We start from the raw sequence: 18,792 nt of genomic DNA on the forward strand, positions 1-18,792 counted from the left end.
CGCCATCCTTTTCACCGGAGACACACCATGCCCCAGATCGACACCGGAACACCTGACCTGCAAGCCGCCTTCGAGGCCGGCGTGCTCACCCTCACGATGAACCGGCCCGACGCGCGCAATGCGCTGTCCCGGCCGATGCTGCAGGCCATGCAGCAGCAGCTCGTGGCCGCCGAGTTCGACCTGGCCGTGCGCTGCATCGTGCTGACGGGCAGCGGCAAGGCCTTCTGCGCCGGCGGCGACGTCAAGGGCATGGCAGCCGGGGGCGCGGCCACCCGCACGATCGACGAGGCGATTCACCAGCAGCGCCACAGCCAGCGCGAGACGGCAGGCCGCCTCTTCAAGATGCCGAAGCCGACGCTTGCGGTACTGCCCGGGGCAGCGGCCGGTGCGGGCCTCTCGCTCGCGATGTCGTGCGACCTGCGCCTGATGGCCAGCAGCGCCTTCATGACCACCGCCTTCGCGAAGGTCGGCTTCGCCGGCGACTACGGCGGCACCTATTTCATGACGCAGCTGATCGGTGCGGCCAAGGCCCGGGAGCTGTACATGCTCAGCGACCGGGTGTCGGCCGAGGAGGCCTTGCGCCTGGGCCTGACCAACTGGGTGTGCGAGCCCGAGCAGCTGGCGGCGCGCACGGGCGAGATTGCCCAGCGCCTGGCCAACGGGCCGGCGGTCGCCTACCGCTACATGAAGGAAAACCTGAACCGCGCCATGGGTGGCGAGGTGGATGAATGCCTGGACCTCGAGGCCACGCACCACATCCACTGCGCCCAGACCGACGACCACAAGGACGCGGCGCGCGCCTTCGTCGACAAGCGCGAGCCGGTCTTCAAGGGCCGCTGAGCGCACCGGCCACCCGATCAACGACTCACCGAGAACACGTCATGAAGACCCGCATCACCGAACTCCTGGGCATCGAGCACCCCATCATCCAAGGCGGCATGCACCACGTCGGCCTGGCCGAGCTGGCCTCGGCGGTCTCCAACGCCGGCGGCCTGGGCATCATCACCGGCCTCACGCAGCGCACGCCCGAGCTGCTGGCCCGCGAGATCGCCCGCTGCCGCGAGATGACCGACAAGCCCTTCGGCGTGAACCTCACCTTCCTGCCCTCCGTCACGCCGCCCGACTATCCCGGCTATGTGAAGGCCATCATCGAGGGCGGCGTGAAGGTGGTGGAGACGGCGGGCAACAACCCGCAGAAGTGGCTGCCGGCCCTCAAGGAGGCGGGCATCAAGGTGATCCACAAGTGCACCGCGGTGCGCCATGCGCTGAAGGCCGAGGCGATCGGCTGCGATGCAGTGAGCGTGGATGGCTTCGAATGCGGTGGCCACCCGGGCGAGGACGACATCCCCAACTTCATCCTGCTCCCGCGCGCGGCCGAGGCGCTGAAGATTCCGTTCGTCGCCTCGGGCGGCATGGCGGACGGGCGGTCGCTGGTGGCGGCCCTTGCGCTCGGCGCCGAGGGCATGAACATGGGCACCCGCTTCATCGCCACCAAGGAAGCGCCGGTGCACGAGAACGTCAAGCAGGCCATCGTTGCGGCGAGCGAGCTCGACACCCGGCTGGTCATGCGACCGCTGCGCAACACCGAGCGGGTGCTCAACAACGCCGCTGTCGAACGCCTGCTCGAGAAGGAGCGTGCACTGGGCGCCAACATCAAGTTCGAGGACATCCTGCCCGAGGTGGCGGGCGTGTACCCGCGGATCATGCAGGAGGGCGCGATGGACGCGGGCGCCTGGTCCTGCGGCATGGTGGCGGGCCTCATCAACGACGTGCCGCCGGTGAAGGTGCTGATCGAGCGCATCATGGCCGAGGCCCACGAGATCATCGCGAGCCGGCTGGCCCGCATGGACGGGCGCGGCGCCTGACGGCCCTCGAACGGCCCGTCCCCCTGCGTCGGATGACGGCCGTTCTGCGTCTCAGCGCGCCGACGCGCGGCGCGCCGTAGCCACCGGCGACGGCGCCTGCCGGGCCACCTCGTTGACGAGGAAGTCGATCAGCACTCGCACCCGCAGCGGCACATGCCGTTGCGCCGGGTGCAACAGGGACATCGGCCGGGAGCAACCGGCGTAGCGCTCCAGGACCGGCTTGAGCGTCCCGCGCTGCAGGTCGTCCTCGACGATGAAGCGATAGGTCTGCAGCAACCCACCGCCGTGGCGGGCCAGCGTGACGGTGGCCAGGAGGTCTTCCGCGCATTGCAGGCCGCCTGTGGTGGTGTGCTCCACCGTCTCTCCCTCTACCTGGAACAGCCAGGTCACCGGCTGGCCGGTGCGGGGCAGCAGGAACTGGATGCAGTCGTGGCGAGCCAGGTCGTCCGGTGACTTGGGCGTGCCGTGGCGCCGCAGGTAGCTCGGCGCCGCCACGACCACGAGCGCGGCATCCTCCAGCTTGCGAGCGACGAGACCGGAGTCGGGCAGGGTCCGGCTGCGCACGGCGAGGTCGAACCCTTCGGAGGTGAAGTCCACGTTGCGGTTGCTCACATGGGCCTCCACCTCGACGTCCGGGTGCTGCAGGCGAAAGCGCGGCAGCAAGGGCAGGATGCGGTGGTGCCCGTAGGGCGTCGGCAGGCTGATGCGCACCTTGCCCGAGGGCCGCTGCTGGCGTCCGGTCACGGCCCGTTCCGCTTCGGCCAACTGCCCGAGTGCATCCCTGCAGCCGGCGAAGTACTCGCGCCCCGCCTCCGTGAGGGCGACCTGGCGGGTGGTGCGGGTGAAAAGCTGCACGCCCAGGCGCTGCTCCAGCCGCGCGACCGAGCGGCTGACCGCGGCCGGTGTCAGGCCCAGTGCCGCCGCGGCCGCCGTGAAGCTGCCTCGCTCGGCGGCGGCGCAGAAGAGTTCGATGCTGCCCAGCATCACATCGTCGAAACGGCGACTCATGAGTGACCTTATGGAATGAATGAAGTGACGCGGTCGGTCTTTATGCCATGAGCCGGCATCAATAGCATCAGGTCATCGCGGTTGGGGGGCCATGAACAGCCTCCGGACCGTGTCGCTTCCACCCACTTTTCATCAGGAACAATCATGAACGACGCTCGCATCACGGTGGTCTTCCACAGCGGTTACGGCCACACCCGCAAGGTGGCCGAGGCGATTGCCGAGGCCTCGGGTGGCACCGTGCTCGCCATCGACGAGGAGGGCCGCCTGCCCGAATCGGCATGGCAGGCGCTGGACGCCGCCGACGCCATCGTGTTCGGTTCGCCCACCTACATGGGCAACGTGAGCTGGCAGTTCAAGCGCTTCGCCGACGACTCCTCCAAGGTGTGGGCCCGCCAGGGCTGGCGGGACAAGCTGGCGGCAGCCTTCACCAACTCCGCCAGCATCGCCGGCGACAAGCAGACGACGCTCTACACCCTCTTCACGCTCGCCCAGCAGCACGGCATGCTGTGGGCCGGCACCGGCCTGCCGCCCAGCAACACCAAGGCGGCGACGCGTGACGACATCAACTACCTGGCGTCATTCGCCGGCCTTGCGACGGCCACGCCGGCCGACGCCTCGCCCGAGGAAATGGTGCCCGGTGATCTGGCGACGGCGCGTCGTTTCGGGGAGCGCGTGCGCGAGGCCGCACAGCGCCTGGCGGCCACGCGCCGGGCGGCCTGACATGCCGTACGTGCTCATCCAGGTCACGCGTGAAGGCGTGACGGCAGGCCAGAAGCAGGCGCTGATCGAAGGCGCGACGCGCCTTCTCGTCGACGTGCTCGACAAGGACCCGGCCACCACCTTCGTCGTCATCGACGAGGTGGACACCGACAACTGGGGCGTCGGCGGGCAGAGCGTCAGCGCGCGTCGGCTGGGGCAAGCGGAGTCCGCCTCATGACGGCGCAGGGACCGGCGGCAGGTACCACCGACACCGCCGACATCGAGGCGCTGCTCCAGTGCTACTTCGACGGCCTGTACCACAGCGATACCGAGCGGCTGGCGCGGGTGCTGCATCCCGACGCCCTTTATGCCACGGCCGCTGGCGGGACGTGGGTTCGACTGTCGATGGCGGACTACTGGCCCGTCGTCGAACGGCGGCCATCGCCCGCCAGCCTCGGACAGCCGCGCCGTGACCGCATCGTGCGCATCGAATTCGCCGGCCCGGAAACGGCGCTCGCGCGGGTGGAGTGCCAGATCGTGCCCCGCCGTTTCGTCGACCTGCTGACCCTCGTGAAGGTGGAGGGGCGCTGGTGGATCATCGCCAAGGTGTTCCACCACGAGACGGTGGACGCGGCGGACTGAGGCGCGAACCCGGCGCCCGGGTCAGGCGCGCGTCGGCGGCCTCCGCGGTGTCGACCGGCCGCGTGACGCCGGCGCTGGCCGCCCGGGCAGCCCGAGTGCTTGTCGGGCCAGCGCATCCGCTTCCCCGTTGCGGTGCGCGGGGATCCAGGCCACGCTCGCGTCCTCGAAGGTCGCGAGCAGGCGGCGCGCGTCCTCGAACAGTTCGGCCAGCCGGGTGAACGGCCCGGTGGGCTTGCCGGTCAGGTGGTCGACGAGCACGCGGTTGTCCGAGTACGCGCAGACCGAGCGACCGCCCCGTGCCTGAACCGCCTGCAGGGCCGCGATGAGGGCACGCAGCTCGGCCTCGTTGTTGCAGCCTCGGCCGGCCGGCGCTTCGGACAACCGGTGCCGCGCGCCATCGGGTGCCGTGAGCAATGCCCCGATGCCCATGGCTCCCGGGTTCGGGACCGCACTGCCATCGCAGTGGATGGTCCAGCGGAGCGCCGAGCCTGTTGGATGCGTCGCTTCAGCCATGCTGCCGGGACGCAAGGCCGAGGGAGGCGCCTGCGCAGGCCGCCATGCCGCGTGGAGACGTCGTCATGGGGCGTCCGCCGCCGGCGTGCATGCGCCGGTGGGGCCTCCGAACAGTGCGGCGAGGTTCATGTGGGCCGCTTGAACGCTTTTCGGGCGCGCGCGACTTCGGCACCCGTGACGCAGTCCGCCGCATGGTCATTGACGAGTCCCATGGCCTGCATGAGGGCGAACATGGTCGTGGGTCCGACGAACTTCCATCCGCGTCGCTTGAGGTCTTTCGACAATGCGATGGACTCCGGCGAGACGGAAGCGCTCTGCGGCGGCGGTGCGGTGGCCGGGTCGATCTCGAAGCGCCAGAAGTAGGCGGCGAGAGAGCCCGCCTCGGCTTGCAACTCGACGGCGCGCCGGGCGTTGTTGAGGGTCGCTTCGATCTTGCCGCGGTGACGCACGATGCCGGGGTTCTGCAGGAGCCGCTCGACGTGCTGCTCGCCGAAGTGCGCAAGCTTGTGAAAGTCGAAGCCCTCGAACGCAAGCCGGAAGTTCTCCCGCTTCGCGAGGATGGTGCGCCAGCTGAGGCCGGACTGGAAACCCTCGAGGCACAGCTTCTCGAACAGGCGCACATCGTCGGCGACCGGGAAGCCCCATTCGCGGTCGTGGTACGGCTCGAATTCGGGGACGCCGGCGCACCAGCGGCAACGGGGGCGGCCGTCCGATCCCGCAACGGTGGTGGCAGCGCTCATGCTGCGGCCCCGAGCAAGGAAGCGAAACCGGCCGCCATTGCGGACGGCTGGATGGCGTGGACCTCGGGTTGCACGATGCCCTGGGCCACGAAAGGATCTTCGGCGATGCAGGCGTCAAGGGCATGCCGGTCCATGGGCGCCATGATCAGGGCGCCGCCCTGACCGGCGTCGAGGGAGCCCGCGAGCAGGATGGTGCCGGCGTCGATGTGGCGGCGCAACCAGGCGGTGTGGGCGGCCATGGGGGTGGCGGCCTGTGTGCGGAGCGGCGTGAACTTGAGGAAGACGACGTACATGGACGGCTGCCGAGTGGAGGAATCGGGGGGCTGAGGGGGAGCGGTGCTTCGCCCGGAGATCAGGGGAGAGCACCGGTGTCGCCTGCGGTGCAGTCTGCAGGCCCTTGCGAGCCGGCCAGGGTGCGCAACCAGTCCCGTATCAGCGCAACTTCGCGGCGAATGAAGTCTTCATCCCGGAAGACCTGGGCCAGTGCGGCAATGCCCTGGCTGAGCGCCAGCAGGTGCAGGGCCCGGCTCTCCGCGGCCTCGGGAGGATGCAGCTGCTCGAATTGCTCGCGCAGCCAGTCGCGAAACAAGGTGAACAGCCGGGCTGCATCGGCCTGTGAGGAATGCGACCGCTTGGCGAGCTCGGCGTTGAGCGTGCCCACGGGACACCCGAATCGCTGGATGTCGCCACGGTTGCGGATCAGCATGTCGGCAAAGCAGGACAGGCGCTCGACGGGCGACGTGGCCTGCCGGCTCCAGGCGTCGAGCATGGCCTGGGTGCGTGCGGACCTCCGGGCAATCACTGCGGCGAGGATGTCGTCCTTGCTCTTGAAGTGATGGTAGAAGTTGCCGCGGGAGATGCCCACCTGGTCGGCGATGTCCGCAAAGGAGGTCTTTTCGAAGCCGCGCTGGTAGAAGAGCTCATCGGCCACCTGCACGATCCGTTCGCGCGTGGCGGCTGGCAGCGGCGGTGTGGCGCCCTCGCGGGTTGCGGGTGATGAATTCGGCATGGAGGAGGTGCTGACGCCCGGATGGACTGCACCGGCACGGCGGCAGAATAGGACAACTGACCTAGCTCGTCAACCCGTCACCTGACCTGGGGCAATGTGTTCGCCGACCCTGTTCCTAGGGGGTGAGCATCCCGCCGATGGGGGAGGCAAGCGCGCAGGGGCGACCTAGAGTGAACGACATGCAGTCGCCATGGGCCGGGTCACTGCCCCGCGGTGCATCACCGTGAGCAAGCTGGCGCGCCCGGTGTTTCTTCTCCCTGCCGGAGGTCGTCATGATGCTCACCGAACCCGCAAGCCGCAGGCACGTTCTGCAGTCCATCGGCAGCCTCGCGCTCCTCGGCGCCGCGCCGCTCACGCTCGGCGGCTGTGAGTCGCTGCTGGAGCAGATCCGCAACCGTCCCGTGCGGCGCAGCCTGCGCACCATGCCGGCGAATGATCAGGTGATCCAGACGTATCGGGCGGCGGTGGCCGCGATGAAGGCGCTGCCCGCCAGCGACCGGCGCAGCTGGAACGCCCAGGCCCAGATCCACTTCGACCACTGCCCGCATGGCAACTGGTTCTTCCTCCCCTGGCACCGAGCCTACCTGCTGTACTTCGAACAGATCTGCCGTGAGCTGACAGGCGAGCGGAGTTTCGCGCTGCCGTACTGGAACTGGACCTGCCAGCGGCAGATCCCGGCGCCGTTCCTTGGCGACGCATCGAACGCCTTGTTCGTGTCGGGCCGCAGCGGCGTGCCGCCGGCGGCGCTGCCCGACGAGGTCGTGGGCACCGCACTGATGGCCACCATCCTTGGCGAGCCCAATTTCAACCTGTTCGCGAGCGATCCGGCGCCCACGCTGCGGCCCTCAGTGGGCTACGGCACGCTCGAGGCCACGCCGCACAACAGCTTGCACGGCTTCGTCGGCGGTGTGATGGGCAGCTTCCAGTCGCCCAGGGATCCGGTCTTCTGGATGCACCACAACATGATCGAGCGGATCTGGTGGGAGTGGAACGGCGTGCTCGGCAACGCCAACACCAACGACACGGCGTGGACACAGATGAGCCTCGGCGGGATGTTCTGTGATCGAGCGGGTGCGGTCATCGACGGCGTGACCGTCGGGTTGCTGAATCTTGCGCCGCTGTTGAGCTACCGCTTCGACACCGACTCCTTCACCAGTTGCATCCGGGACCTGCGTCCCCATGTCATCGCCGACCGTGAAGCGTTGTCCCGCTTTCTCAGGGAGGGTGGGCAGGTGGAGCTGCGAAGGATCGACACGGTGGCGAGCAGCGGTGCCTTCGAAGTGCCCGTGGGCCGCGCAGCGACGGCCCGGCTGTCCGTGAAGAACGTCCCCAACCTCGCGGCCGTGACGCGGCAGGGACCGCAGCGGCTGTTGCTGCGCGTGGTGCCGGCCGAGCAGCCGGCGACGGGCGACTTCTTCGTGCGCGTGTTCGTCGGCATGCCCGAAGTCGGCCCTGACACGCCCACCGACGGACCGCGCTATGTGGGCAGCTTCGCCTTCTTCAACGATCCGGCCGCGCTCGGCCACCATGGGCACGGCGGGACCGCGGCCAATGCGGCGTTCGTCGTGGACGTGGGCGCTGCGATCGAGCGATTGCGCGCGAGCGGCGCCGCGCTGCCAGAGACACTCGACGTGCAGCTGGTGGCGGTGCCGATGCCCGGTGCACCGGCCCGCGCGCGCACGCTTCGAGTCAGTGGCCTTGAACTCCGCCTGGCCGAAAGCAGGACGCCCGCTCCACGGCGCATGCGGGAAGGGGAGAGCCAGTGACCCCTGCAGTGGCCGCCGCCCTGGGCCTTGTCACGGCCTATGCGGGCGTGGGCGTCGCGGCAGTGGCCGCATCCTGCGCGGCTGCGCAGCTGCACGTGGCCTCGGCGTCGGCGCAGACGTCGGGTGTGGTTGTCGCCGAACTGCCGCTGCCGCTGGCGCCGCCCGGGTCGCCCGTCCTGCGCGTGACGATCACGCCGACGGGTCCTCCGGATGCGTGGCCGGCCCTGCTGCAGCCGAGCCTTCGCATCGGAACGGAACCGCATACCGAGGCAAGCCTTCCGCCATGGACGTTGTATCCGTCAGCGGAACAAGGAACGTTCAGCCTGCGCCTGACGCCCATCGTCGAGCGGGCCTTGCAGGCCGGCGAGGTCGTGACCCTCACGCTGCGGGCGATACCACTGGCAACCGACGGCGTTGCCCGCCCGGCGCCCTCGTTCGACGTCTCCGTGACCTGGGCGACCAGCAACCCCTGAGCGCATGAGTCGCGGGGTCGCTGCTCACGGCCCTGCACATCCTCGGGGTGGACCGGTGGTCGCGTGACCATCACGCTGCCACCTTGACCTTGCTCCAGTTGGCGGTCGTTGCATTGATGTCGCTGGCCGTCGGATGGATCGACGGGGCCGTGTGGCCGGACGCCTTCAGCGCAGAGCTCATGCTGTGCCTGGGGCTGACGGCGCTGCTGTCCACGGCGTTCGCGTTCTGGGTGCAGACACGATTCCAACAGGCGACGACACCCACCCGGGCCGCGATGATCTTCAACCTCGAGCCGGTGTTCTCGGCCTTGCTGGCGTTCTCCTTTCTCGGCGAGCGACAGGGACCTCACGTCCTCATTGCATGCGCATTGATCGTCGCCGGCATGTGCGCCGCGGAAATGCGGTTCACGCGCGTCCGAGCGGGGTCCGGATGAGCCGACATCCGGAGGCTGCCACCTCCGAGGGCACCCTGAAGAGGGGAGGGCCCTAGTCCTAGGGGGCGCAGCGGCCGAGGTGGGCACCTAGGCTTCTGGTCCCGCGGCCCGTCGTCGCGGACAGAGGAGTCCTCGATGTCGGAACCCTTTCGTTCTCCTGCCTGCGGCCGCCGCCGCGTGGCGTCAGTCAGCCCCTGAATGCCGGGTCGATGGCTGCCTCGGCTTGGTTGGTCGTGCACGGCGGCGGGGTCGCCGGCGCGGCGTCGCGGGTGACCGGTCTGGTCGAGGCCGCGGGCATTCGCGTCGAGGGCCAGCCGGATGTCTCCGGACGTCCGGGCATCGTGGTGATGGCCGGGTGTGACGACGCCGGCTTCGAGCTGCTGCGCGCCACCAGCCGACACGGGCCGGTGCTGGTCATCGCGCTCGGCCCGGTGTCGTGGGACAGCTGCGCGAAATGGCGTGCGCTGGACGCGGGCGCCACCGATCTGCTGCACTGGCGAACCTTGCCCGCTGATGCCGATGACGTGGCGTGCAGGCTCCGCCGCTGGAGCGAGGTTCAGACGCTGATGGCGTGCGATCCGGTGCAGCGCAGCGTGGCCGGACAAAGCCCTGCATGGCGAGGTTTCCTGCGCGGCGTGGTGGAGGTGGCCCACTACACGCAGGCGAGCGTGCTCGTGCGCGGCGAGACCGGGACCGGCAAGGAGCAGGTGGCCCGCCTCATTCACGAGCTCGATGCGCGAACGCCGCGTGGGGACTTCGTCGTCGTCGATTGCACGACGCTCTCGCCCGAACTCTCCGGCAGCGAACTGTTCGGCCATGAACGTGGCGCCTACACCGGCGCAGCCGGCGCGCGTGAAGGTGCATTTGCGCTCGCCAATGGCGGCACCTTGTTCCTGGATGAAATCGGCGAGCTGAGCCCGGCGCTGCAGGCGCAACTGCTGCGCGTGGTGCAGGAGCGGCAGTACAAGCGCGTGGGCAGCAACAGCTGGCAGACCAGCGACTTCAGGCTGGTGTGCGCGACGCATCGCGACCTGGAGGCCGCCGTGGACGCCGGCAGCTTTCGGGCCGACCTGTACCACCGCATCGCGGGCTGGACCTGCACCGCGCCGCCGTTGCGCGAGCGCCGGGAGGACATCCTTCCCCTGGCTCGGTTCTTTCTCGCGCAGCTTGGCGCGCCTGACGAGGTGGTGCTGTCGGACGATGCGGTGCGCGAGTACCTGCTGACCCGCCCGTACCCCGGCAACGCGCGGGACCTGCGTCAGGTGGTCACCCGTCTGTGGATGCGGCACAGCGGCGGCGGGCCGCTCACGGTCGGCGACATCCCCGCAACGGAGCGCCCCAAGGGAACCGAGCTCCGCGTCCCCTGGCCCGATGCCGGCTTCGAGGGAGCCCTTCGGCAGGCGATCGAGATGGGCATCGGCCTGAAGGAGATCGGCCAGCGCACGAGCGACCTTGCCGTGCAGATGGCACTCGACCGTGAGGACGGCAACCTGCAGCGGGCGGCCGCGCGGCTCGGCGTCACGGACCGGGCGCTGCAGATTCGGCAGGCCAGTCGGCGGGCAGCGGCGTGACGGGTGGGATCAGCCGTCGCAGGTTGCCGCCGAGCACCAGGGCCCGCTCCGCTGACGAGAGGGGCAGGTGCAGCACCTTGGCCAGCTCCACGGCCGGATGCAGCCACGGACCATCGCTGCCGAACAGCAGCTTGCCGGCGCCCGCGCGCCGCACCGCCTGCTCCAAGAGGTCGAAACGTCGCACGCCGGAGGTGTCGGCGTGCATGTTCGGGTGACGCACGAGGTGGTCGATGACGGCAAGCTGGGCGCCCCAGTCGTCCGAGAAGCTGCCGAGGTGCGGGATGATGAAGTTCACGTCCGGGTACTGCGCAGCCAGCAACTCGAGCGGCGCCACCTCGCCCGAGATGTCGTACAGCACCGGCAGGCCGTAGGCGCGTGCGGCTTCGCAAATTTCGCGGGTGATGCGGGCGTCGTGCCGGTGCACCTTGATGCCCACGAAGCCGTGCACCTCCACCGCCTCGCGCACGATCGCCGTCACCTGGCCTCGGTCGTGCGCGGCGTGGACGAATGCGAAGCCGAGCAAGCGGTCCGGTCGACGTGCCACGAGCCGGGCCACCTCCCGGTTGGCGCGCCGGTAGTCGGAATGGAAGGCCGCGAAGATGACGCTGCGCCCGATGCCCGCGCGGCGGCATCGCCGCAGGTATTCGCCGATCGGCGCGGCGGTGTCCCAGGGGCCGGTGAGGCCGTCGCCCTGGCCCGCATGGCAATGGCAGTCGATGACGTCTTCGAGGCCCGACGGCGTGCCGGACTCCACGCCGGGCTCGGCGAATCGCCTCACCGTCCGCGGAACCACGGCGTGCGCCGTGTCGCGGCGTCCAGGTTGATCTCGGCGTGCACATGGTCGATGTGCGGGTTGGGGCCGGTGTAGGCGGCGTCCTTGCTGCCGCTGCGCACGCTGCCGCTCCAGCGCACGCGGTTCCAGATGACGTACTGCACGCCGATGGCCGCGGCGTTCTGCAGCAGCCAGTTGGCGATGCGGTCACCGACGGCCGCGTTCGCTCGGCCCCCCACCGGCGTGATCATGATGTCGAGCGCACGGCCCACGCCGTGCACCGAGGTCTCGGCGGTGTTGGCCGTGTTGGCCCGGCACGAGTAGCCCCCGATCGAGGTGACCCCGGGGAAGTTCTGCTCGATGTATTCCTTGAGGATGCGGGCGCCGTCGGTGAAGGTGCCCGTGCAGTTGCCCGGGTTGCCGGCCCACGCCGGCGGCGAGTCGTACCGCACGTGCTGCGTCTGGGCGACCTCCCGAACCGAGGCAGGGATGGCCCAGCGGTCGGCGGTGACGACCGGCACCGGCACCGACGAGCCGCCGAGCAGGGCCGACCAGGTTTGCGAGCCGACGACACCGTCGGCGCTCAGGCGACGCGCGGCCTGAAAGGCCCTCACCGCGCGGTCGGTGCGGGTGCCGAACACCCCGTCGACCGCCCCGGCGTCGAAGCCCGCGGCGTTCAGCCGACGTTGCAGGTCGCTCACGTCCGTTCCACGCGAGCCGGACCGCAGCACTCGGCGGGGCGCCGGGGATTCGAACGCCTCCGCCTCCCCGTCGTTCATCTCGTCGAGTTCGAAGTCGGCGCCGAACTCCGACTGTGGCTCGTCCTCGTCGCCTGCGGCCGTTCCGGTCCCTTCGGTGCGTGCAGCCCGCAGGGCCTGCTCGGTCTCCGGCCCGACGATGCCGTCCACCGGCAGGCCGCGCCGGGCCTGGAAGGCGCGCACGGCACGGCGGGTCGACGCGGCCATTGCCCCGTCCACCGGCAGACCGGCCTCGGCCATGCGGTTGAGCGTGCTCTGGACCCAGCGGACGAATTCGCTGCCATGCGAGGGACACACGCAGGGGGCGGCCGGTTCGGCCGGCCCGGCAAAGGTGTTCCAGCCGAACGCGGCACCAGGGCCGCGCGGTCCGGGGCGCGGCCTGCCGCCCTTGGACGGCCTCGGGCGCTTGGGGGGGCGACTGCCCGGCCTCGCCCCACGGGACGCGCCGCGCGCGCCGCCCTTTTTCATGGGCCCGCGCTCACTGTCGAATTCGTCCTCCGCCTCCTCTTCGCCCAGCATCTCGCTGTCGAACTCGGCATCGAACTCGCTGTCCTGCTCACCATCGAATTCGGCGTCGGTCTCTTCCTCCGACTGGCCCGGGCCGAAGCCCCATTCCCCGTCCAACTCGGCTGCCGCAGCGGCGCCGGAGCCCTGGCCGCATCCGCATCCGGAACGGCCGCCGCCTTCCCGGGCGCCCGCGCGTCGGGCGGCCGAGCGTGTTCGCCGCCGGGCCGCGGGATCGAACGGCAGGGATTCGAACTGCATGGATTCTTGGGTGTTCATCACATTCTCCTGGTTCAGGTTCACAGACCCATCACAACCACCTGGCTGCCACGCCGCTGCCAGCGGCCGGCTACGGGGCCACGCTGGAGCGCGTCGCGCGCGGGCGCGATGCGTTGGGCCGCTTCCATGACGACGCGGCTGGCGAGGTCCAGGCCGCGGCCGACGTCGAGTCCGTCGGTATCGGGGGCGACGCGGGCAGCGCGGCGTGCGGCGACACCGGCCAGCCGCACGAAGCGCCTGGCCATGTCGACCTCCTGCTCGTGGCCGTCGGCATGCTCGGATTCAAGGGCCTTGCTCACGGCGCCGCCAAGCGCGGTGCCGAGTGCCGTGCCCACGCCGGGGACCGGGATCAACGACCCCAGCGCACCGCCCACGAAGGGCAAGGCCGCCTTGGCCACGCCCTTGAGCACCTTGCCCAGCGGTCGGATCAACCCGCGCCCGACCTTCTTCAGGCCTTTCCACGCACCCTTGACGAGGCGGCCGAGAAAGAGGTCCAGCTCCTCCTCGCTGTTGACCGAGAGCAGCTCCATCGCAAGCTCGTACTCCATCGCCTCGTTGAACACCGGCCCTTCGGCGTCTCCGCCGGAGCCGGCCTCGTTCCACATCTCGGTGTCGAACTCGCTGTCCGTCTCGCTGTCCGTTTCGCTGTCCGGCGGGTGCGCGAATTCGAGCAGTTCGAACGCGCCGGCTGAGCGGCATCCGCCGCATTGGCAGGTCATGGTGTGCATGGAATTCTCCTCATGGGTGAAGGGAGGGGCGTCGAGTGCGTGTGGCGGCAACCCGATCTCATGGCGCTGGTTGGTCATCAAGGCGCGATGGCGACCCAGCAATGAACGATGCAAGGCGTGTTCGATGCGCCGCAGCCGGGCTGCGGCATCGACCCCGGAGGGCACCTGCGCCACCAGCACGTGGTGGCGTGCCACCGACACGCCCAGCGCCTGCGCGCAGCGGCGGTGCTGCTGCAGCCGCGTGCGCAGATCGAGGGCCATGCCGCTGTAGGCACGCGGCCCGGCGGGGGTGTCGAACAGGAGCAGGTACAGGCCCGGCCCGCGCGCGAATGCGTGGCCGGGTGCGCTGTCCAGCATGCCCGCGCTGCGGTAGGCCGGACGGTCGGCCGGGGGCAGCGCCTGCACGGCTTGCCGGAGGGCAGCCACTGCAGGCGTCGCGGGCAGGGCATCGAGGCCGGGACCGGTCGTCATGGCTGCTCCTCGGTGGCGCCGGCCCGGGCGCGGCGTGGTGCAGACTGCGAAGCTGCACGGATGTCACGGCCAATGGGCTGCAATGCGGCGGTGATGCGATGGACAGCCGTGTCCACGTCGCTTGCGCTGTGGCGTGCATTCAGCACCAGGCTCAGTGCCCAGGCACGGCCCGCGCGCCGGTGCATCACGGTGGCCACGTCGTCCTTCATGAGCTGCCGGTACAGGTGACCGACGTCGAACCCGTGCGGCAGCCGCAGCGTCTGCATCGGGAAGTCTCCGCCGTGGGTCGCGAGGCCGCGGTGGGCGAGACCCCGCCGCAGTCGGCGCACGCGCTCCAGCAGGGCGTCCCTCAGGGCATTCCCCGCAAGGCGATTGACCCGCAGTGCATGCTCGGCCGCACGCACCACGGCCATCGAGGGCGGGCTCATGTGCTGGCGCGCCGCGCTCAGGCGTTCGAACCGGCGAAGCAGGGCGGCAGGGCCGACGAGCACCGCGACGGGCACCCCGAAGGCCTTGGCCAGCGAGGATCCGGCCAGCAGGTGATCGCCCTCGAGCGCCAGCTTCAGGAGCGAGCCGCCACCGCCGAGGCCGTAGGGCGATCGAGCACACGGGTCGCGTCCGAACAGGCCGAGGCCCTGGGTGTCGTCGAGCAACAGCCAGCCGCCCTGCTGTTGGACGAGGTGGCTGTAGGCGTGCAGCGGCGGCTGCGCCGCACCGGCCGGGTTCACCGCATCTGCGAGCACCACCGGGCGTCCGCGGCCCGGGCGCCGCATCAAGGCGGCCAGGTGCTCGGCGTCGTGGCGGCGGAAGACCCGCAGCGGCACCCCGCGGCCGGCCCAGTAGGTCGCACCCCAGCGGGCAATCGGATAGGTGGCGGCGTCCATGAAGATCTCGATCGGTTGTTCCCGGCTCAGCACGCCGAGCACATCCCAGAAGAGCTGGAAGGTGGACGGCACCAGTGCGCCGGCCTCGCGGCCCGCCAGCGTGGCGAGCGCCTGGGCGACGGCCTGCGCTTCCTCGAACTCCTGCAGGGCGGCGGGCCGGCCCTGGGTAAGGGCCGGCCAGGGGCGCAGGGTGTGGCTCGCATGGTGCAGTCCGAGGTACAGCGACGAGGTGAAGTCCGGCATGGGCGCGGCTCCATGTCAGGCGCTCCGGCGCTGTGCGGCCAGGCGACGTTGCAGCAGGAGGGCCGGCACCGTGGTCGTGTCGGGCGTCATCTCTGCCGTGCCGGCACCCAGCTCGACGCCGGTGGCGGCCCGGTAGGCGTGGATGTAGCCCTGGATCTGAGGCCGGAACACCCGCGCGAAGTTGAAGGCCTGCGTCGGCTCGAAGACCGTGCTCCACGCGCCCCAGCGAATGGCCAGCAACAGCTGCTCACCGAAGACCGCGAGGTTGTGGAAGTGGATGACGCTGGTGTCCGTCCACCCTTGCAGTTTCTTCATCGCCTCCACCGAGTGCATCCACTGCGCGGGATAGGCCACCATGGCGCGGCTCGGCAGGAACTCGCGGAGTTCGGGCCGGGCCAGCAGCCACTGCTGCATCAGCATCTCGATGCGGGCCGTTGCCGGCAGGTCGCCGAACTGGCCGTGAGCGCCCTGTGAGAGCGAGAGGTGGACCTCCTTCAGGGCGTTGAGCACGCCGAAGGCATCGGCCTTCACGGTGGTGTCGTCGTCCTGCTTGTAGAAGACCGCACACAGGCGCAGCAGCTGGTGGAAGGCCTCCAGGAACCCGGAGCGGGAGTCGGCGGGCTGGAAGCCCTGCAGGGCCCGTCCCTCCAGTCGCAGGCCGTAGTGGTGGTCGTACTCGGCATTGCGGCGCATGATGGTCAGGCGGTGCTGCTCGTCCTGGATGTACCCCCACAGCAGGTTGCTCAGGGGCCGCAAGGGGCTGACCTCCATGTTGGCCAGGGGGTCGGGTGAGAGCGGGCCGCGCACGTTCTGGAAGCGGCGCGTGACCGCGTTGAGCGTCTGCACCACGCCGCACTCCTCGAGCCAGTACGACCAGATCAATTCGATGAGGCAGGGCTGCGTGCGCTTGCGGCGGATCAGCTCGGTCCACCGCTCGGATTGGGCGTCGCGCAACGTCAGGGTGTCGCCGATGCCGGTGTCGGGCAGCTTGCCGCGGATGATGGCCAGGTAGGGCAGCATGCCCTCGCCGTTGACGTCCACCAGGTACGGCGTCGTCCCGGACGGGGGAAGGTCGCGGCGCGCCGCATAGAGGTCGAAGGACTCACTGCTGCCCGTGCCGTTCTCGAGGATGGTGCCGCAGTTCACCATCACGAACGCCTCGGTCGCCACCTTCATCAATCGGTACGAATCGGTGTCGGTGAAGGGAAGGAAGCGCCGATCCAGCAGGCCTCTGAGCGCCTGGCTTTCCTCCTGCCCGACGCCCTTGATCCCGCCGCCGAAGAACAGGTTGTTCATGTAGGCGTTGTAGTTGTCGAAGGACATGGCCTCGGTGCTCGCCATGATGCTGCGGTAGAGGGCGTAGTCCGCCGTCGCTTCGGTGCCGGTGCGCGACAGCGCCACGTCGACGCTCCCGCTGATTTCCGTGCGGGGCGCCGGTTCGGCGTCGACGTCCTGGGTGATGGCGTACGACGCGTTGCCTGACACCTCGGGCGGCGCGTCCGCGCGCGGACCGAAGTTCACCGTGGCGGCCACCGCTTGGCGGCCTGGCCGGGTGGCCGTGAACGCGTACCGATAGGGCTCGCCGGGCAGGGTGCGTGAGCCAGGGGGCAAGGCGAGGGACACCTTGCTCCGGAGGGCAGGGTCTGCGTCGTTGCGGAAGTGGGTGTGCAGGATCACCGGGTCGCCCATGACCGACCGTGCGCGCTGCGTGCGGTCGGCATGCGTTCCCGCCCACTCGATCTCGGTCTTGATCTCCAGCAGCGGCTCGAACTTGACGGTGTCGGCAAGGGCGGGGCGCACTTCGACGCGCTGCGGAGGCAGGGGCGGCACGTGCTCGTACACGACCACGTAGCTGCCCGGGTCCAGCCCGGCGAAGAGCACATGGCCGCGCTCGTCGGTGCGCCGCGTCTCGACATGGCGGGCCGGGTCCCTGCACCAGGTGCGTTCGTCAAACGGGGAACCGCCATCGTCGGTGTAGAGGCTCACATAGGCACCGGTGAGGGGGCCGCCGTCGCCGCCGCCGTCAGCGGCGGTGACAACGATGGAGCCAGAGTGAAGGGGCGACGCGGGTGCGTGGGAATCGCGATTCTTCGAGCGGGTCATCATCATCTCCTTGAGAGGGAAAGGGGGCGGAATGCCGGCTCACGGGCCACCGCGCATTGCGCGGTGGCCTGCAGCGATCCGGCCAGGGCCCAGTGCGTGAGCAATTGCCCGAGCAGCTGGCTCTCGTCTTCGGGGCTGATTCGTTGGTCCATGCGCGCCTGCCCGATGACGGCGAACACGAGTGAGGGAGCGGTGCGGTACATCGCCACCGGTTCCAGCTCCCACTGGCGGAACAGTTCGGCGAGCCGGGCGGGCTGGCGGTCGCGGACGGTGAGGGCCTCTGCCAGCGTGGCGCCGCGCAAGGCGCGCGGCCGGTGCTCGGCGATGAGGCCGACCAGCGCACCCATCGTGGCCTGGAGGCGATCGAAGATGGAGCCTCGCTGCGCGTCGAGTCCGGCGAGCGGATAGAACCGCTGCCAGAGGTCGGCGATGCGGTCCCACTGTGGATGCGGAAACAAGGCTCGCCCCATCGCGCAGCTGAGGATCACGCGGATCCACGGTGAGGGATGCGGGTCTTCCCCGTCCACCCGAAAGACGAAGGCGCGCGGCAGGCTCACCACCGCGATCAGGCCCAGCGTCGAGGCGACGCCCACGCGAGCCACGGCCCAGAAGTCGGCCACGATCTCCGAGATCCACCGCTCCCAGAGCTGCCATGCGATGCGGTCGGGGCCGTCGACTGCCTGCATGGCCTGCAGCACGGGCCGCAGCGACAGGACGAGGTCGAGCAGCGAGGCGGCCTGGTGGCCCACCTCGTGCACGAGGGACGAGGCAATGCCGCTGCCCACCATGCGTTCGCGGGGCATCCGGATGACCGCGACAGGGTTGTCGCCGCCGCCGGGAAGGCGGGTACGGGCCCTTCGGATGGCCGCACCGGCGCCCCGGTCGAGATAGCACACGACAGGGGGCACGGCGTAGTAGCGGCCGGGCAGCACGAGCGCGTCGTGCGCCACATGGTCGAGGCCCGAAAGCCAGACGCCCGTCTGGCTTTCGCTGCGCTGCGTGATCGCATCGCTGAACAGGTCGAACTGGGTCAATGCGGCGTTGAAGCGCAGGCGCAGCATTGTGAAGCGCCGTTGTGCGTGGGCCTCGCTGGCGGCACGGCCAGGGCCATGCAGCCACACCACGAAGCCGTTCACGGCGCGCTCCAGGTCGCGCCGGCCCGCGGCGAGGTGCCGCTCGATCGCCACCTGCGCCGCCGGCACGAGCGACGCCGCAGGCACCATCGACTCGATGAGCGCGAACGGCTTCACGCGGGCCAGGCGCGACAGGAGCGCACGCGCTTCCTGCGACAGCATCCAGGTGGAGAAGGGGCTCATGGCGGGCTCGCTCC

At 70.0% G+C, this 18,792-nt stretch carries 20 protein-coding genes; 9 read left to right on the forward strand and 11 right to left on the reverse strand.

Features of this window, described 5'->3' with window-relative positions:
- Window positions 1-27 precede the first annotated feature (27 nt).
- Window positions 28-840: an enoyl-CoA hydratase gene (locus ACSQ2F_RS04100; protein ID WP_436020048.1), complete on the forward strand. Its 813-nt coding sequence runs from the start codon at window positions 28-30 to the stop codon at window positions 838-840.
- 41 nt (window positions 841-881) lie between these two features.
- Window positions 882-1,865 carry an NAD(P)H-dependent flavin oxidoreductase gene (locus ACSQ2F_RS04105; protein WP_436020050.1) on the forward strand — a complete coding sequence of 328 codons (984 nt, stop codon included), beginning with the start codon at window positions 882-884 and terminating at the stop codon, window positions 1,863-1,865.
- Between the two features lie 51 nt (window positions 1,866-1,916).
- Here ACSQ2F_RS04105 and ACSQ2F_RS04110 read toward each other — a convergent pair whose 3' ends face one another.
- Window positions 1,917-2,873 (reverse strand): LysR substrate-binding domain-containing protein, encoded by a 957-nt coding sequence (locus ACSQ2F_RS04110; protein ID WP_436020052.1) that lies wholly within the window; start codon window positions 2,871-2,873, stop codon window positions 1,917-1,919.
- Window positions 2,874-3,017: 144 nt separating this feature from the next.
- On the opposite strand from ACSQ2F_RS04110, the gene ACSQ2F_RS04115 reads away from it, so the two are divergent.
- Genes ACSQ2F_RS04115 through ACSQ2F_RS04125 form a run of 3 tightly spaced genes read left to right on the forward strand, consistent with a single transcriptional unit; the run spans window position 3,018 to window position 4,214 of the window.
- Window positions 3,018-3,593 (forward strand): flavodoxin family protein, encoded by a 576-nt coding sequence (locus tag ACSQ2F_RS04115; RefSeq protein WP_436020054.1) that lies wholly within the window; start codon window positions 3,018-3,020, stop codon window positions 3,591-3,593.
- A 1-nt stretch (window position 3,594) separates the two neighbouring features.
- On the forward strand, window positions 3,595-3,810 hold the full coding sequence (locus ACSQ2F_RS04120; RefSeq protein ID WP_436020056.1) for a 2-hydroxymuconate tautomerase family protein: 216 nt from the start codon (window positions 3,595-3,597) through the stop codon (window positions 3,808-3,810).
- Window positions 3,807-4,214, forward strand: a complete 408-nt coding sequence (locus ACSQ2F_RS04125; RefSeq protein ID WP_436020058.1) for a nuclear transport factor 2 family protein — start codon at window positions 3,807-3,809, stop codon at window positions 4,212-4,214. The genes ACSQ2F_RS04120 and ACSQ2F_RS04125 overlap by 4 nt, the downstream gene beginning before the upstream one ends.
- A gap of 21 nt (window positions 4,215-4,235) precedes the next feature.
- On the opposite strand, the gene ACSQ2F_RS04130 is transcribed toward ACSQ2F_RS04125, so the two are convergent.
- From ACSQ2F_RS04130 to ACSQ2F_RS04145, 4 genes are all read right to left on the reverse strand, one after another.
- Complete coding sequence (locus ACSQ2F_RS04130; protein ID WP_436020060.1) at window positions 4,236-4,727, reverse strand: ribonuclease HI family protein; 492 nt, start codon at window positions 4,725-4,727, stop codon at window positions 4,236-4,238.
- Between the two features lie 125 nt (window positions 4,728-4,852).
- Entirely contained in the window at window positions 4,853-5,467 is a 615-nt protein-coding gene (locus ACSQ2F_RS04135; protein ID WP_436020062.1) for a DNA-3-methyladenine glycosylase I, read from the reverse strand.
- Window positions 5,464-5,760: a YciI family protein gene (locus ACSQ2F_RS04140; protein ID WP_436020064.1), complete on the reverse strand. Its 297-nt coding sequence runs from the start codon at window positions 5,758-5,760 to the stop codon at window positions 5,464-5,466. The genes ACSQ2F_RS04135 and ACSQ2F_RS04140 overlap by 4 nt, the downstream gene beginning before the upstream one ends.
- A gap of 59 nt (window positions 5,761-5,819) precedes the next feature.
- Entirely contained in the window at window positions 5,820-6,476 is a 657-nt protein-coding gene (locus tag ACSQ2F_RS04145; RefSeq protein ID WP_436020066.1) for a TetR/AcrR family transcriptional regulator, read from the reverse strand.
- Between the two features lie 272 nt (window positions 6,477-6,748).
- On the opposite strand from ACSQ2F_RS04145, the gene ACSQ2F_RS04150 reads away from it, so the two are divergent.
- The 4 genes from ACSQ2F_RS04150 (at window position 6,749) to ACSQ2F_RS04165 (ending at window position 10,720) form a co-directional block, all read left to right on the forward strand.
- Window positions 6,749-8,242, forward strand: a complete 1,494-nt coding sequence (locus ACSQ2F_RS04150; RefSeq protein WP_436020068.1) for a tyrosinase family protein — start codon at window positions 6,749-6,751, stop codon at window positions 8,240-8,242.
- Entirely contained in the window at window positions 8,239-8,715 is a 477-nt protein-coding gene (locus ACSQ2F_RS04155; protein WP_436020070.1) for a hypothetical protein, read from the forward strand. Before ACSQ2F_RS04150 ends, ACSQ2F_RS04155 begins: the two co-directional genes overlap by 4 nt.
- Before the next feature lie 20 nt (window positions 8,716-8,735).
- A complete protein-coding gene (locus tag ACSQ2F_RS04160) occupies window positions 8,736-9,149 on the forward strand; it encodes a DMT family transporter (RefSeq protein ID WP_436026726.1) in 414 nt (137 codons plus the stop codon).
- Window positions 9,150-9,358: 209 nt separating this feature from the next.
- Entirely contained in the window at window positions 9,359-10,720 is a 1,362-nt protein-coding gene (locus tag ACSQ2F_RS04165) for a sigma-54-dependent transcriptional regulator (RefSeq protein WP_436020072.1), read from the forward strand.
- Here the strand turns inward: ACSQ2F_RS04165 and ACSQ2F_RS04170 are convergent.
- Genes ACSQ2F_RS04170 through ACSQ2F_RS04195 form a run of 6 tightly spaced genes read right to left on the reverse strand, consistent with a single transcriptional unit; the run spans window position 10,668 to window position 18,778 of the window.
- Entirely contained in the window at window positions 10,668-11,498 is an 831-nt protein-coding gene (locus tag ACSQ2F_RS04170; protein WP_436020074.1) for an amidohydrolase family protein, read from the reverse strand. The genes ACSQ2F_RS04165 and ACSQ2F_RS04170 overlap by 53 nt on opposite strands.
- Window positions 11,495-13,033, reverse strand: coding sequence for a peptidoglycan-binding protein (locus ACSQ2F_RS04175; RefSeq protein ID WP_436020076.1), 1,539 nt, complete (start codon window positions 13,031-13,033; stop codon window positions 11,495-11,497). Before ACSQ2F_RS04175 ends, ACSQ2F_RS04170 begins: the two co-directional genes overlap by 4 nt.
- Before the next feature lie 20 nt (window positions 13,034-13,053).
- Window positions 13,054-14,232, reverse strand: a complete 1,179-nt coding sequence (locus ACSQ2F_RS04180) for a hypothetical protein (RefSeq protein WP_436020078.1) — start codon at window positions 14,230-14,232, stop codon at window positions 13,054-13,056.
- The gene (locus tag ACSQ2F_RS04185; RefSeq protein WP_436020080.1) at window positions 14,229-15,359 is read right to left on the reverse strand and encodes an aminotransferase class I/II-fold pyridoxal phosphate-dependent enzyme; all 1,131 of its coding nucleotides are present in this window, start codon (window positions 15,357-15,359) and stop codon (window positions 14,229-14,231) included. Before ACSQ2F_RS04185 ends, ACSQ2F_RS04180 begins: the two co-directional genes overlap by 4 nt.
- A gap of 15 nt (window positions 15,360-15,374) precedes the next feature.
- Entirely contained in the window at window positions 15,375-17,462 is a 2,088-nt protein-coding gene (locus ACSQ2F_RS04190) for an 8-amino-7-oxononanoate synthase (protein ID WP_436020082.1), read from the reverse strand.
- A gap of 2 nt (window positions 17,463-17,464) precedes the next feature.
- Window positions 17,465-18,778, reverse strand: coding sequence for a hypothetical protein (locus ACSQ2F_RS04195; RefSeq protein WP_436020084.1), 1,314 nt, complete (start codon window positions 18,776-18,778; stop codon window positions 17,465-17,467).
- Window positions 18,779-18,792 lie beyond the last annotated feature (14 nt).

This window comes from Rhizobacter sp. LjRoot28, assembly GCF_964253025.1.
Classification (GTDB): domain Bacteria; phylum Pseudomonadota; class Gammaproteobacteria; order Burkholderiales; family Burkholderiaceae_C; genus Rhizobacter.

What these genes read in the sequence shown, in the direction of transcription:
- ACSQ2F_RS04100 (WP_436020048.1), top strand. Translation starts at nt 28, where the DNA reads ATGCCCCAGATCGACACCGGAACACCTGACCTGCAAGCCGCCTTCGAG.
- ACSQ2F_RS04105 (WP_436020050.1), top strand. Translation starts at nt 882, where the DNA reads ATGAAGACCCGCATCACCGAACTCCTGGGCATCGAGCACCCCATCATC.
- ACSQ2F_RS04110 (WP_436020052.1), bottom strand. Translation starts at nt 2,873, where the DNA reads ATGAGTCGCCGTTTCGACGATGTGATGCTGGGCAGCATCGAACTCTTC.
- ACSQ2F_RS04115 (WP_436020054.1), top strand. Translation starts at nt 3,018, where the DNA reads ATGAACGACGCTCGCATCACGGTGGTCTTCCACAGCGGTTACGGCCAC.
- ACSQ2F_RS04120 (WP_436020056.1), top strand. Translation starts at nt 3,595, where the DNA reads ATGCCGTACGTGCTCATCCAGGTCACGCGTGAAGGCGTGACGGCAGGC.
- ACSQ2F_RS04125 (WP_436020058.1), top strand. Translation starts at nt 3,807, where the DNA reads ATGACGGCGCAGGGACCGGCGGCAGGTACCACCGACACCGCCGACATC.
- ACSQ2F_RS04130 (WP_436020060.1), bottom strand. Translation starts at nt 4,727, where the DNA reads ATGGCTGAAGCGACGCATCCAACAGGCTCGGCGCTCCGCTGGACCATC.
- ACSQ2F_RS04135 (WP_436020062.1), bottom strand. Translation starts at nt 5,467, where the DNA reads ATGAGCGCTGCCACCACCGTTGCGGGATCGGACGGCCGCCCCCGTTGC.
- ACSQ2F_RS04140 (WP_436020064.1), bottom strand. Translation starts at nt 5,760, where the DNA reads ATGTACGTCGTCTTCCTCAAGTTCACGCCGCTCCGCACACAGGCCGCC.
- ACSQ2F_RS04145 (WP_436020066.1), bottom strand. Translation starts at nt 6,476, where the DNA reads ATGCCGAATTCATCACCCGCAACCCGCGAGGGCGCCACACCGCCGCTG.
- ACSQ2F_RS04150 (WP_436020068.1), top strand. Translation starts at nt 6,749, where the DNA reads ATGATGCTCACCGAACCCGCAAGCCGCAGGCACGTTCTGCAGTCCATC.
- ACSQ2F_RS04165 (WP_436020072.1), top strand. Translation starts at nt 9,359, where the DNA reads ATGGCTGCCTCGGCTTGGTTGGTCGTGCACGGCGGCGGGGTCGCCGGC.
- ACSQ2F_RS04175 (WP_436020076.1), bottom strand. Translation starts at nt 13,033, where the DNA reads ATGAACACCCAAGAATCCATGCAGTTCGAATCCCTGCCGTTCGATCCC.
- ACSQ2F_RS04180 (WP_436020078.1), bottom strand. Translation starts at nt 14,232, where the DNA reads ATGACGACCGGTCCCGGCCTCGATGCCCTGCCCGCGACGCCTGCAGTG.
- ACSQ2F_RS04185 (WP_436020080.1), bottom strand. Translation starts at nt 15,359, where the DNA reads ATGCCGGACTTCACCTCGTCGCTGTACCTCGGACTGCACCATGCGAGC.
- ACSQ2F_RS04190 (WP_436020082.1), bottom strand. Translation starts at nt 17,462, where the DNA reads ATGACCCGCTCGAAGAATCGCGATTCCCACGCACCCGCGTCGCCCCTT.
- ACSQ2F_RS04195 (WP_436020084.1), bottom strand. Translation starts at nt 18,778, where the DNA reads ATGAGCCCCTTCTCCACCTGGATGCTGTCGCAGGAAGCGCGTGCGCTC.